10 protein-coding genes are annotated in these 12,601 nt (G+C 70.7%); 4 read left to right on the top strand and 6 right to left on the bottom strand.

The window, feature by feature from the left end; genetic code table 11:
- Positions 1-55 precede the first annotated feature (55 nt).
- The 3 genes from ylqF to LRM40_RS19215 form a co-directional block, all read right to left on the bottom strand.
- Positions 56-1,012, bottom strand: a complete 957-nt coding sequence (gene ylqF / locus LRM40_RS19225; protein WP_151123250.1) for a ribosome biogenesis GTPase YlqF — start codon at positions 1,010-1,012, stop codon at positions 56-58.
- 91 nt (positions 1,013-1,103) lie between these two features.
- Positions 1,104-1,607 carry an outer membrane protein assembly factor BamE domain-containing protein gene (gene bamE, locus LRM40_RS19220; protein WP_170288815.1) on the bottom strand — a complete coding sequence of 168 codons (504 nt, stop codon included), beginning with the start codon at positions 1,605-1,607 and terminating at the stop codon, positions 1,104-1,106.
- Between the two features lie 5 nt (positions 1,608-1,612).
- Positions 1,613-2,023 carry a MarR family transcriptional regulator gene (locus LRM40_RS19215; protein WP_151123266.1) on the bottom strand — a complete coding sequence of 137 codons (411 nt, stop codon included), beginning with the start codon at positions 2,021-2,023 and terminating at the stop codon, positions 1,613-1,615.
- Positions 2,024-2,614: 591 nt separating this feature from the next.
- Between LRM40_RS19215 and LRM40_RS19210 the strand changes: the two genes are divergently transcribed.
- Positions 2,615-3,868, top strand: a complete 1,254-nt coding sequence (locus LRM40_RS19210) for a hypothetical protein (RefSeq protein ID WP_151123252.1) — start codon at positions 2,615-2,617, stop codon at positions 3,866-3,868.
- Between the two features lie 30 nt (positions 3,869-3,898).
- On the opposite strand, the gene LRM40_RS19205 is transcribed toward LRM40_RS19210, so the two are convergent.
- Positions 3,899-4,282, bottom strand: a complete 384-nt coding sequence (locus tag LRM40_RS19205) for a DUF6970 domain-containing protein (RefSeq protein WP_151123253.1) — start codon at positions 4,280-4,282, stop codon at positions 3,899-3,901.
- Positions 4,283-4,778: 496 nt separating this feature from the next.
- On the opposite strand from LRM40_RS19205, the gene LRM40_RS19200 reads away from it, so the two are divergent.
- Entirely contained in the window at positions 4,779-5,417 is a 639-nt protein-coding gene (locus tag LRM40_RS19200; protein WP_151123254.1) for an NAD(P)H-dependent oxidoreductase, read from the top strand.
- Positions 5,418-5,421: 4 nt separating this feature from the next.
- Here LRM40_RS19200 and LRM40_RS19195 read toward each other — a convergent pair whose 3' ends face one another.
- The gene (locus LRM40_RS19195) at positions 5,422-6,969 is read right to left on the bottom strand and encodes a methyl-accepting chemotaxis protein (protein ID WP_231067914.1); all 1,548 of its coding nucleotides are present in this window, start codon (positions 6,967-6,969) and stop codon (positions 5,422-5,424) included.
- Between the two features lie 219 nt (positions 6,970-7,188).
- Here LRM40_RS19195 and LRM40_RS19190 point away from each other — a divergent pair, with 219 nt between their 5' ends.
- Positions 7,189-9,387, top strand: coding sequence for a TonB-dependent receptor family protein (locus LRM40_RS19190; RefSeq protein WP_151123256.1), 2,199 nt, complete (start codon positions 7,189-7,191; stop codon positions 9,385-9,387).
- A 43-nt stretch (positions 9,388-9,430) separates the two neighbouring features.
- Positions 9,431-9,895, top strand: coding sequence for an RrF2 family transcriptional regulator (locus LRM40_RS19185; RefSeq protein ID WP_151123257.1), 465 nt, complete (start codon positions 9,431-9,433; stop codon positions 9,893-9,895).
- An 18-nt stretch (positions 9,896-9,913) separates the two neighbouring features.
- On the opposite strand, the gene LRM40_RS19180 is transcribed toward LRM40_RS19185, so the two are convergent.
- Positions 9,914-12,601 carry an AAA family ATPase gene (locus LRM40_RS19180; RefSeq protein ID WP_231067913.1) on the bottom strand — a complete coding sequence of 896 codons (2,688 nt, stop codon included), beginning with the start codon at positions 12,599-12,601 and terminating at the stop codon, positions 9,914-9,916.

The following is a 12,601-nucleotide window of genomic DNA, read 5'->3' as shown; positions in this document are numbered from 1 at the left end:
GCTCGGATGGCAAGCGCGCGGACCCGGGTTCCCGTCGACGGCACCGCCGAAGGCTTCAGTCGCCGCCGCCCGCCCGCTCGCCCCGCCACTCGCTGCGGCGCTTCTGCTGCATGGCCTGCTTGCGGGCCTGGTGGGCCGCTTCCACCACCTCCGCCGCCTGCTGCCAGGCGGCGAAGCCTGCCGGTGTCTCCAGGGTCAGGCGGCCGATGATGCCGGTGCGGAAGTCGTTGATGACCAGCTCGGCGGCCTTGGCCAGGTTCACCCGGCCGCCGGCCTGCACCGCGCCGCGCTGGCGGGCGATGGCTTCGAGCAGGGCCTCGGCCTTGAGCGCGGCGGTGCCGGCGGGCAGCTTGTAGCGGGCCTCGATCAGGCCGGGGTAGTCGGGCTGCAGGGTCTCCAGCAACTCCAGCGCCACCTCTTCGTCGTCGTAGGCGTTGTGGCCCACCGAGCCGGCCGCGGCCAGGTGAAAGCCGCTCTTGGGCACGATGATCTTGGGCCAGAGCATGCCGGGGGTGTCGAAGAGGTAGGCGCCCTTGTCCAGGTTGATGCGCTGCTCGTTCTTGGTGATGCCGGCCTCGTCGCCCGTCTTGGTGGCCTTCTTGCCCACCAGGGTGTTGATCAGCGTGGACTTGCCCACGTTGGGCACGCCGCAGATCAGGATGCGCAGCGGCTTGTCCATGCCGCCGCGGTGGGGCATCAGTTCCCGGCAGGCGGCGGCCAGGCGCTGGGCGGGCGCGCGCTCACTGGCGTCCAGGGCGATGGCGCGGGTGTCCGGCTGGGCGTTCAAGTGCGCCAGCCACAGCGCGGTGCGCTCGGGATCGGCCAGGTCCTGCTTGTTGAGTACCTTGAGCGCAGCCTTGCCGCGGGTCATTTCGGCCAGCAGGGGGTTGCTGCTGGAGCCCGGCAGGCGGGCGTCCAGCAACTCGATCACCACGTCGATGCCGGCCTTCAGCCGCTCGCCGATGGCCTTGCGCGTGGCATGCATGTGTCCGGGGAACCACTGCACGGTCATGGGTGTCTCGCTCCGTCGCCTGACCCGGCACCCGGGCGGGCGCGGTCAGGCGGCAAAAACCTCGTATTGTCCTGCGGCGTGCGCCGCAGCCTCAATGGCGATCCTCGTGGTCGCAGATCGGGTCGAGCCCGTGGGCGCTGTCCTCCACGATGCCGGCCGGGGTCAGCCCCACATGGAAGACGTCGCAGAACGGATTCACATAGCGGTAGGACCACACCGTCTGGTCGTGGTACTGCACATGCCAGATCCAGGAGGGCGGGCCCAGCAGTTCCCGCAGCTGGGCCTGGGTCATGCCCGGGCGCACCTGCAGGAAATGGGCTTCGTCCAGCACGTTCTCGACCTTCTGCATGTGGCCCTGGGCGTCGAAGTCCGCCATGCAGGTCTGCCGCCCGTAGGCGCCCCACCAGTAAGTCCAGCGCTGGCTGCCATCGCTGTGCGGCCAGGCTTCGGTGGGCTCGCCCAACTGGGCGCGCACGCTGTCGGTCGTCTGGGCGACCTGCGGGTCCAGCCCGCAGGTGGCACAGCCGGCCAGCCACAGCACGGCCGACAGCGCCAGCAGGCCCGCGCCCTGTCGCAGAGGTTGAGGTGACTTCATGGCCATCACTCCTTGCATTGCGCGGCGGCCAGTGCGCCGTCGCCCCGCGCCAGTGCACTGCGCAACTGCACCAGGGCTTCCCGCAGCCGCACCACCTCGTCCAGCGAGCAGCCCGTTGCCTCGCCCACGCAGGCCGGGATGCCCTTGGCCAGTTCGCCCAGCTGGCGCCCCTTGTCGGTCAGGTGGATGAGCACCTGGCGCTCGTCCCGTTCGGCGCGCTGGCGCTCCAGCACGCCCTGCGTCGCCAGGCGCTTGAGCAGAGGCGTCAGGGTGGCCGAATCCAGGAAGAGCCGCTCACCGATCTGCGAGACGGTCAGCCCGTCCTGTTCCCACAGCACCAGCATCACCAGGTACTGAGGGTAGGTCAGTTCCAGCGGCTTGAGCAGACGCCGGTAGATCTTGTTGAGCCCCAGCATGGTGGAGTACACCGCGAAGCACAGCTGGTCATCCAGCCGTGGCGGCACGGCCAGGGCCGAAGGCAGGGCGGAAAGGTTTTTTGATCGCACGCTATATTTTAGGGCATTCCACACCAATACCCTTTCTCGGCAGTCAGGATTGAAGTGGACGTGCGATCCACATCCGGACTGGACAAGCTTGTGGACAAGCCGTGGCCTGCGCTCGCAAGTGACTGATTTCGCTCATCTTCCGTCACATTGCCTTAAAAATTGGCAGGCCCGGACGGGCCATGCCGGACACGGTCCACACCGGCGCTGCACAAGCCTGTGGATAAGCCGGGGAGGGCCCTCGCAAGCCCTTGTCAGCCCGGGAACTCCGACGGAATGCCTCAAAAGTAGGCAGCTCAGCCTGCCCGGCGGCGGCGGTCCGGCCACGATTGTCAAGACTTGACAGCCGCCGCGCCCGACCGTGACTTCCTGCCGCTCCGGCCGTGGCTTGTGCCAGGGTTCCCCCTAGACCAAGGGGGCCACCCACGCCGGTCGGACACACGCAGGGGGGGCGCGGCTGGTTAATCTGTCGCTTGCCCATTCTTTGCCGCTGACGAGGTTGCCTTGAAGTTCCGCCCCGCCGCCCTGTTCTGTGCCGTCGCCCTGACCTGCGCCTTCGCCGCGCCGGCCCATGCGGTGTCCCAGGTGAACCAGACCACGCTCAGCAGCCAAGCCAAGCGGCTGATCTCCTACCGGCACCAGCGCCACCTGTTCGTCACGGCCGATGGACGCTTCCACATCGTGGCCAATCTGTCAGGCCAGAGCGGCTCCAGCGCCGCACTGAACCTGCAGTCTTCCGACGACGGGCTGGTGTGGACCCAGCAGCGCAAGCTGGGCTACACCGACGGCAACAGCGTCTCGGACAGCGCGCTCGACGGGAATGTGCTGACCGTGGTCTACCAGTGCAACGACGGCCTGGTGCGCCTGGCCACCGCCACCTACGACCCCGCCAGCAAGAGCTGGTCGAATTTCACCGTGGAAAAGGTGCCGCGCGTGGCCAGCAGCTACAACGCGGTGAACCCGAGCTTCACGGTGGATGGCAACGGCAACACCTGGGTGGCCTATGTGCAGGAGGACACCACGACCGGCAATGTCGGCATCGTGGCCTACCGCAAATCGGCCGACAAGGGCACCTGGGCCAGCGCCAAGCAGTACTTCGGCGACGTCAACGCCAGTGCGCCCTTCGGCTATGACAAGCGCAGCGCCCGCCTGGTGACCCTGCCGGGCGGCATCGGCATGCTGTTCAGCTACGGCCCGAGCATCTACTGGACCGAACGCAAGCTCAAGGGGGGCGCCGACCTGGCCTGGAACAGCCCCACCCTGATGCTCTCGGGCACGCCGGATGGCGACCCGATGTCCAGCCACTTCAGCACGGTGGTCGACGGTGTGGGCAATGTGTTCGCCGCCTTCACCGATGCCGGCAACCTCTACGTCAACCGGCGCGACGCCCTCACCCGCCAGTGGTACAGCACCCCGCAGACGGTGCTGAGCTCGACCAAGAACCCCACGGCCAAGCCGGTCTATGCCCAACTGGCCTGGCTGGGCGGCACCCAGCTGGCCCTGGCCACCAACCTGGCGTCCAACACCGGCGTCTACCTGGCCCAGACCTCTGCCGGCGCCGCCTTCAAATGCGCCGAGCTGGCCAAGCACGACAGCTTCGACACCACGGTGTACGACTTCACCGAGCCGCGCATCGAACTGCCCGCCTTCCCGACGGGCACGGTGCCGCTGCTGCAGCAGTTCCAGACCCTGGACCAGTCCCTCCAGTACGCGGCCGGCTTCAGCTTCGACCCGGCCGCGCCCAAGGGCTGCAACTGAAGACGCCGCGGCGGCACCAGGTCGGCGGTGTCAAGGCTGGGCCGGTGCACTCGCCCCGGTCGCCCTCTGGCGCCAGACCGGCCGGGCCGAGGACAGGACCGGCGGCGGCTCGCAGCGCCCGTCCCCGCGGCCGGTGAGGCCCCCCGAGGGCGCACACAGGCGGCGGCCCTGCGCGTCGTACAGCACGTTGAACTGGTCGCAGCAAGGCGCCATGAACAGATAGGCGGTGCCGCCTGCATGGGGCAAGGCGAGGATCTCCACCGCCTCGGCGTCCGCGGGGGCGCGCTCGAAGACGGCGATGCGCTGCGACAGCCAGTCCGGCAGCGCGGGGCTCACCGCCGGCTGGGCACAGGCCGTGAGGCTGCCCGCCAGACACAGGCCGACGCCCAAAGGGGCAAAGAAGCCAAGGTTCATCGCCCCATCTTCATCCCGATGCCCGTCCCCGGACCCCGAAAAGCCGAGTAGATCACTTGGGAATTGGCCTGCGGGATGTTCCACATCCGACAGGGACAAGCCTGTGGAAAAGCCCTGACCCGTGCCTGCAAGCCCTTGATTCGAAAGCGCTTCTGTCACATTGCCGCAAAAAACGGCAGCCCGTTCGGCGGGGGTGCCCGTCCACTCCACAGCCGGGCTGGACAAGCCTGTGGATAAACCCGGGAGGGCCCGCGCAAGCCCTTGTCAGGCCAGGAGTCGCCCTGGATTGCCGCAAAAAACAGCACGACCGTGCGCCGAGGCTCACCCCCGATCGGCCGGCGCTGTCAAGGCTTGACAGCCCGCATCCGGCGGGCCCCCTGCCACCTAGCACAAGCCCACCCCCAGGGTGAACCACGGGGAGATCGCCACCCGGGCTACAGTGGCGCGCACCGCGGCCGAAGGTTCGGCCGCATCGAGCCAACTTCCCATTTCCACCATGTCCGATCTGCTGACCCAACTCCAGTGGCGCTACGCCACCAAGAAGATGGACCCGGCCCGTGCCGTGCCCGCCGAGAAGGTTGACCGCATCCTCGAGGCCATCCGCCTGACCGCCAGTTCCAGCGGCCTGCAGCCCTACACCGTGCTGGTCGTGACCAACCCCGAGGTGCGCGCCAAGATCCGCGCCCACGCCTGGGACCAGGCCCAGATCACCGACGGCTCGCACCTGCTGGTGTTCGCCGCCTGGGACCACTACACGCCCGAGCGCATCAACGCGATGTTCGACCTCGTCAACGAGGAACGGGGCTTTCGCAGCGAAGGCTGGGAGGCCTACCGCCAGAAGCTGCTGTCCACCTACCCGCTGCGCAGCCCGGAGGACAACTTCCAGCACGCCGCGCGCCAGGCCTACATCGGCCTGGGCACCGCGCTGATCGCCGCAGCCGAGGAAGCCGTGGACGCCACCCCGATGGAAGGCTTCGAGCCCCACAAGGTGGACGAGATCCTGGGCCTGAAGGACAAGGGCCTGCGCTCGGTCGTGATCCTGCCGCTGGGCTACCGCGCCGCCGAGGGCGACTGGCTGGTCGACCTCAAGAAAGTGCGCCGCCCGCGCAGCGAGTTCGTGATCGAGGTGAAGTGAGGCCTCAGGCCGCCAGGCGGAAGGTGGCCACCAGGGCCTGCATCTCGGCCGCCTGACGGCGCAGGCTCTCGGCGGCCGCGGCGGTCTCTTCCACCATCGCGGCGTTCTGCTGCGTGCCCTGGTCCAGCATGCCCACCGCCTCGTTGATCTGCCGGATGCCCGAGGCCTGGTGCTCGGTGGCCTGATCGATGTCACGGATCAGCGCATTGACCTTCTCCACCCGCCCGACGATGTCGCGCATGGCCTCGCCGGCTTCGCTCACCAGCTGATTGCCGGCATCGACCTTCTCCACCGAGGTGGCGATGAGGGTCTTGATCTCGCGGGCGGCCTGGGCCGAACGACCCGCCAGGCTGCGCACCTCGCTGGCCACCACCGCGAAGCCGCGGCCCTGCTCGCCGGCGCGGGCCGCTTCCACGGCCGCGTTCAACGCCAGGATGTTGGTCTGGAAGGCGATGCCGTCGATGACGCCGATGATGTCGGAGATGCGGGCACTGGACTGGGCGATGTCGCGCATGGTGTCCTCCACCCGGCCCATCACCTGACCGCCGCGAGCGGCGGCTTGCGCCGTGTCGCCGGCCAGACCATTGGCCTCGCGGGCCCCTTGGGCGCTGCTCTGCACGCTGCCGTTCATCTCGTCCATCTGGGCACTGGTCTGCTCCAGCGCCGAGGCCTGGGTCTCGGTGCGGCTGGACAGGTCATGGCTGCCGGTGGAGATCTGCGCGGAGGCTGCGGCCACGCTCTCGGCGTTCTGACGCACCGCGCCGATCAGCTTCACCAGGCCCGACTGCATCTGCTGCATCGAGGCCATCACGCTGCCGGCCGGCACGGGCCCAGAATGGGACTGGCTGAGATCGCCCTCCGCCACCCGGCGCGCCACCGCGCTGAGCACAGCGGGCTCGGCCCCCAGTGCATTGAGCAGGCGCCGCACGACCCACACGCTCAGGCCGATCGACAGCCCCAGGGACAGCAGTGCCAGCGCAGAGAAACCCGCCTGCAGCTGTTCGACCTGCTCCATCGCCCCAGAGATCAGCGACAGCCGGCGGTCCTCGGTCAGCCCCTGGTACTCCTCCAGGGCCGTGTCCAGACGCGCCAACAACGGCACACATTCGGTATTGAGCTTGCGCACCGCCGCGTCATGCTCACCACGGGCTGTCAGATCCAGGATGCCCAGCGCCACCGGGGCGTAGCTGGCCTCCACGTCCATCAAGGCCTGCGCCTTGGTCCTGGCCACGTCGGACATGTCCTGCCCCTCCCGGACCAGGGCCTGGAACTGCGCCAGATGCTTCTGCACCTCCGCATGGGCCGCCTGCGCGTGGCTCAAGGCGGCCTGTCGGCCGGTATCGTCGCCCGCCAACAGGGCATTGCGCGCCTCGATGGCACGCTTTTCCATCGCCTGCCCCAGCTGTGCCGCCGCAGCGGCGCGCCGGTCCACGCCCGAGAAATAGCCTGAGAAGGTCTTGTGCACATCGTGCAGCCCCCACATGGCGGTCGCCGCCACCAGCAGGCACAGCGCCGCCAAGCTGCCAAAGCCTCCCCACAGCTGAGCGCGCATGCTCCAGCCCTTTTTGCCCATCTTGTACTCCTGAACTGCTGACAGAAACTCTTGGACCGATGGTCGGAATCCATCGGACAATCGTCAGAAAAACCTGACGTATCTTCGGCAAAAGACCCGCCAGGGAAAGAAGGAAATGGGCAGGGAACCCGGCTCTTCTGGCAACAAGTCACACATCCCGCCGGAATGCCCCATCCCGCCCCCCAACCCGCTGTCGCCATGCACACCCTGCTCTCCCCCATTCGCCGCCGCCGCACCACCGCTCCGGCCGCACCGTGTCCCTCAAACTTGCCGGCCCTGGCCGTGGCCCTGGCCTGCGCCAGCCTGTGCACAGGCGCCCGGGCTCAGAGCCAGCCCCAGGATCTGGGCACCGTCGTGGTGACGGCCACCCGCACGGCCCAGCCGGCCTTCGACATCCCTGCCTCCATCGACGCGCTGGATGCCGATGTCCTGGGTGCCAGCCAGCTGCAGGTCAACCTGTCGGAGTCGCTGGCCCGGGTGCCGGGCATCGTGGCGCAGAACCGCCAGAACTACGCCCAGGACCTGCAGATCTCCTCGCGCGGCTTCGGCGCGCGCTCCACCTTCGGCGTGCGGGGCCTGCGCCTGTTCGTGGATGGCATCCCGGCCACCATGCCCGACGGTCAGGGCCAGACCTCGCACATCGACCTGACCTCGGCCGATCGCATCGAGGTGCTGCGCGGCCCCTTCTCGGCGCTGTACGGCAACTCGTCGGGGGGTGTGGTCAACGTCTTCACCCAGGACGGTGGCCCCGACACGGTGGCCGAAATCTCGGCCGCCTTCGGCAGCGACCACGCCCACCGGGTGGGCGTGCAGCTCAGCGGCCAGCAGGGCGCGGCGCAGTACGCCATCAGCGCCAACCGCTTCCAGACCGACGGCTACCGCGACCACAGCGCGGCCGAGCGCAGCACCTTCAACGGCAAGTTCAGCCTGGCCGCCAGCCCGGACAGCCGCTGGACCCTGGTGCTCAACAGCGTGGACCTGCCCGAGGCCCAGGACCCGCTGGGGCTGACCCGCGCCGACTGGGAAGCCGACCCGCGCCAGGTGGCCAGCGTGGCCACGCTCTACAACACCCGCAAATCCGTCCACCAGAGCCAGGCCGGCCTGATCCTGAACCAGCGCCTGGGCCGCGACGACCGCCTGCAGTGGACCAGCTACTACGGCGAGCGCGAGACGGTGCAGTACCAGTCCATCCCGCCCGCCAGCCAGCAGGCGGCCACCAGCCCGGGCGGCGTCATCGACCTCAGCCGCAACTACTGGGGCCAGGACCTGCGCTGGACCCACAGCGCCACGCTGCTGGAGCGGCCGCTGGAGTTCACCGCGGGCCTGAGCGACGACATCCTCAACGAGCACCGCCTGGGCTTCCGGAACTACACCGGCCCGGCCGATGCCCCGGACGCCCTGGGTGTGGAGGGGGCGCTGCGCCGCAATGAACTGAACCGCGTGAGCAGCTTCGACCAGTACCTGCAGGCCAACTGGGCCTTCGCCCAGGACTGGAACGCGCTGCTGGGCCTGCGGCATTCCAAGGTGGGCTTCGTCTCCTCGGACCGCTACCTGGACAACGGCGACGACAGCGGCCGCACCACCTACGAGGCCAGCACCCCGGTGGCCGGGCTGATGTACAAGCTCTCGCGCGACCTGCACCTGTACGCCTCCTTCGGCCGCGGCTTCGAGACACCCACCTTCAACGAGCTGGCCTACCGGCCCGGTGGCGGGGGCCTGAACTTCGATCTCTCGCCGGCCACCAGCCGGCAGTGGGAGCTGGGCGCCAAGGCCCGCTGGGACGGCTGGGCCGGGCCCTGGGGGGCCAACATCGCCTATTACGAGGCGCGCACCGACCACGAGATCGCGGTGCTGACCAACAGCGGCGGCCGTTCCACCTTCCAGAACGTGGGCCGCACCCTGCGCCAGGGCCTGGACGCCAGCCTGACCGGCCCGCTGGGCCACGACCTGTGGTGGTATGCCGCGCTGGCCACGCTCAACGCCCGCTACCGCGACAGCTTCCTGACCTGCACCGCCGCGCCCTGCAAGACGCCCTCCGTCGAAGTGCCGGCCGGCAAGCGCATCCCCGGCATCCCGGACCTCACCTTCTACACCGAGCTGCAGTGGCGCCCGCAGGCCAGCGGCTTCGAGACGGCCGTGGAGTTCCGCCAGGTCGGCAAGGTCTTTGTGGACGACCGCAACACCGATGCCGCACCGGCCTACGGCGTGGTCAACCTGCGTGTCTCCTGGACACAGAAGGCCGGCGGCTGGACGCTGCGCGAGTTCGCCCGCCTGGACAATGTGGGCGACCGGCACTACGCCGGCTCGGTCATCGTCAACGAGGGCAACAGCCGCTTCTTCGAGCCGGCGCCCGGCCGCACCTGGCTGCTGGGGCTGAACGCCGGCTACACCTTCTGAAGACGCGCCCGAGTCTGGTCACAATCGCATCCAGGAGACTGTGATGCGATTGACTGCGATGACCGACTACGCCCTGCGGCTGCTGATGCACCTGGGGCAGCACCCGCAGCGCCTGTGCACCATCGCCGAAGTGGCCCAGGTGCATGGCATCTCGCAGGCCCACCTGATGAAGATCACCCACCTGCTGGGCCAGCAGGGCTGGGTCGCCACGGTGCGCGGCAAGGGCGGCGGCATGCGGCTCGCGCGGGCGCCACAGGACATCGTGCTCGGCGCCCTGGTGCGCTCGATCGAGCCGGATTTCCAGCTGGTCGAGTGCATGGGGCCACCGCACGAACACGGTTGTCTGCTGACCGGCCAGTGCCGGCTGGCCGGCGTGTTCGACGACGCGCTGGCGGCCTTCCTCGCCCGCCTGGACGCACAAACCCTGGCCGATGTGCTGCCGCCCAGCCCCCCGGCCAAGGCCGGTGTGGGCGTGGCCCTACCCGTGGCGGGCGCACGCCGACGCTGAGGCGGGGCCAGTCAGGGTTCAGACGGCCAGCATCCGCAGTGGCACGCCCATGTCCTGCCAGTCCTCGGGGTGGCAGGTGAACAGCAGCACCTGGTGGCGCTGCGCGGCATCGAACAGCACCCGCTTCATCTGGGCCAGCCGGCCGGCGTCGCTGTGCACCAGCGCGTCGTCCAGGATCAGCAGCGTGGGCCGGCCGGCCTCGCGCAGCAGATCGGCATAGGCGAAGCGGGCGATCAGGCCCAGCTGCTCGCGCGCGCCGAAACTCAGCTCGTCCACCGCCCCGGCCTCGGGCTGGCCCTGCGGGCCCGGGCGCAGCAGCTGGCCCGGGGCCAGGGCCTCGGTGATCTCCACCCGTGCGCCGGGCAGCAGCAGCGGCAGGTAGTGCTGCAGGCGCTGCTGCAGCGGCGCCTGCAGGCGCGCCAGCGTGGCCTGGCGCTTGGCGTCCAGCGTGCGGCACAGCCAGTCCAGCGCGCGGGCGCGGCGCTGCAGCTCGGCCACGCGCCGGGCCACCCGGGCCTGCTCGCCAGCCAGGGTGTCGCGCTGCTCCTCCAGCCCCAGGGCGCCGGCCTGCTGCAAGGTGGCGGCGCGCACCTGCAGATCAGACGCGCGCTGCTGGTGCTGGGCCAGGCGCTGGCCCACGCTGGCCTGCAGGCGGGCGATGTCCTGGGCCACGATGTCCGGCCGGGCCTCGGCCAATCCAGCCTGGGCCTGGGCGATGCGCGCAGCCAGCGCCGCCTCCTCGCCCTGCACCGCCAGCAGCTGCTGCTGGGCCTGGGCCTCGCGCGTCTGGCGGGCCGGGTCGTTCAGAGCGGCCCGGGCCGACTGCTGTTCCTGCCGGGCCGTGGCCAGGCGGGACTGGGCGGCCGCCAGCGCCGCCTGGGCCTGGGCCAGGCCCTGCTGGGCGCGCTGCTCGGCCTGGCGGGCGGCGTCCAGCCGGGCCTCGGCGGCTTCCGGGCTGTCCGTCGGCTCGGCCGCCTCGGCCAACTCGGTGGCGACATCGACCAGCCGCCCCAGGGCCTGCTCGGCCGCCTCGGCCCGCCCCTCGGCCTGGGCCAGCACGGCCCGCAGGGCCTCCAGCCCCTGGGGTGCCACATGGGCCAGGGCCTGCTGGGCCAGCTGGTGGCGGGTATGCCACTCGGCATGGGCCAGGGCGCGGGCCTCGGCCTCGGCCAGGTCGGCCAGACCCAGGCGCTGCAACGCGGCCTGCAAGGCCGCCTGGGCCTCGGCCTGGGCGGCGGCGCGGGCGGCCAGGTCCTGTCCCCCCGGGGTGATGGTGAGCTCGCCGCCGCCCGGCAGGGCCAGTGTGGCCGGCGCGTCCAGCAGCTGCTCGCCCTGGCCTTGCAGGGGCTGGGTGCCCGCGGCGGTGCGCAAGGCCAGCGGCGGGCCCGGCGGCAGGGTGAACTGCAGGCGGGTGGCCACGGCCTGGCGGCGCAGCTCGGCGTCGCGCCAGGTGCGCTCCAGGCTGCGCAGCTGCTGCAGCTGGGTGGCGCCGAACGGCTGGGCGGCCGGCTGGCGGCGCAGTTCGTCCAGCGCCGCCTGGGCGCTCTGGGCCTGAGCCAGGGCGGCGCGGCCCTGGGCCAGCTGGGTCCGGGCCTCGTCGCGCTGCTGGGCCAGCTGGGCCCGCTGTTGGGCCTGGCGGGCGCGGTTCAGCGCCTCGCGGGCGGCCGCGCTGGCGGCCTGCGCGGCCTGCCAGGGGGCCTGGGCGGCCCGGGCCGCCGCCTGGGCTGCGGTCTCTTGGCGAGTGGCCTCGTCCAGGGCCTGTTGGCGCTGGGCCAGCGCGGCCTGCAACTGGGTGCCCTGGGCCAGCTGGGCCAGCAGCAGCTCGCGGGTCTGCGCCAGCTGGGCCTGGCGGGCCAGGTCGGTGGCCAGCTGGGCCTGCTGGGCCTGCAGCTCGGTCTGGCGGGCCCGGGCCGCGTCCAGCTGGGCCTGCAGAGTCTCCCAGGGGCGGGCGGCCTCGTCGGCGGCGTGCTGCTGGCGCAGTGCGGCCAGCTCGTCCACCTGCTGGCGGTAGGCCTGGATCTGGCGGTCCAGCGTCTCGCGCTCGGCGGCCAGGGCCTCGCCCTGCTTGATCAGCTGGGCCAGCTCGCCGGTGGGTGCGCCGCCCTTGGGCGTCAGCAGCAGCTGGCGCAGGGCGCGCAGGCGCTCCAGCAACTCGTCGCCACCGCTGGCGGCCAGGGCGCTGCCGGCCGTGCCGCCCTGCCCAGCTTGGCCGGCCAGGGCGTCGTGCAGGTAGTCGCGCGCGGGGTCCACGTCCAGGCGCTGCCCCTCGCCCTGCTCCACCCACAACAGGCCGGGAATGCCCCAGTTCTGCGGCTTGCTCTCGCCCTTGAGGGCGTAGGAGAAGCCGAAGCGCTGGGCCAGCCAGTCCTCGGCCTCAGCGCCTTCGTGGCGCTGGCCGGCCCATTGCAGCTCGCAGCGCTTGCGGGCCAGGAAGGTCTTGCGCAGCTGACCGGCCTGGCCGTCGAGCAGGAAGTCCAGCTCGATGGTGGGCGCGGCGGCGCTGTCGCCGTGCGGGCGCAGGTGCTCGGCCGCGTTGGAGCGGTGGCGCTCGAAGAAGGCGGCGCGGATGGCCCGCACCAGGGTGCTCTTGCCGGCCTCGTTGGGGCCGGCCAGGATGTTCAGGCCCGGGGTCAGGCCAGCCAGCTCGAAGGGCTGGCGGAAGCGCCGCAGCTGTTCGACGCGCAGTCGGGTGAGTTGCAGCATCAT

The organism is Ideonella dechloratans, assembly GCF_021049305.1.
Classification (GTDB): domain Bacteria; phylum Pseudomonadota; class Gammaproteobacteria; order Burkholderiales; family Burkholderiaceae_C; genus Ideonella; species Ideonella dechloratans.
This window is presented reverse-complemented; position numbering and strand designations above follow the sequence as displayed.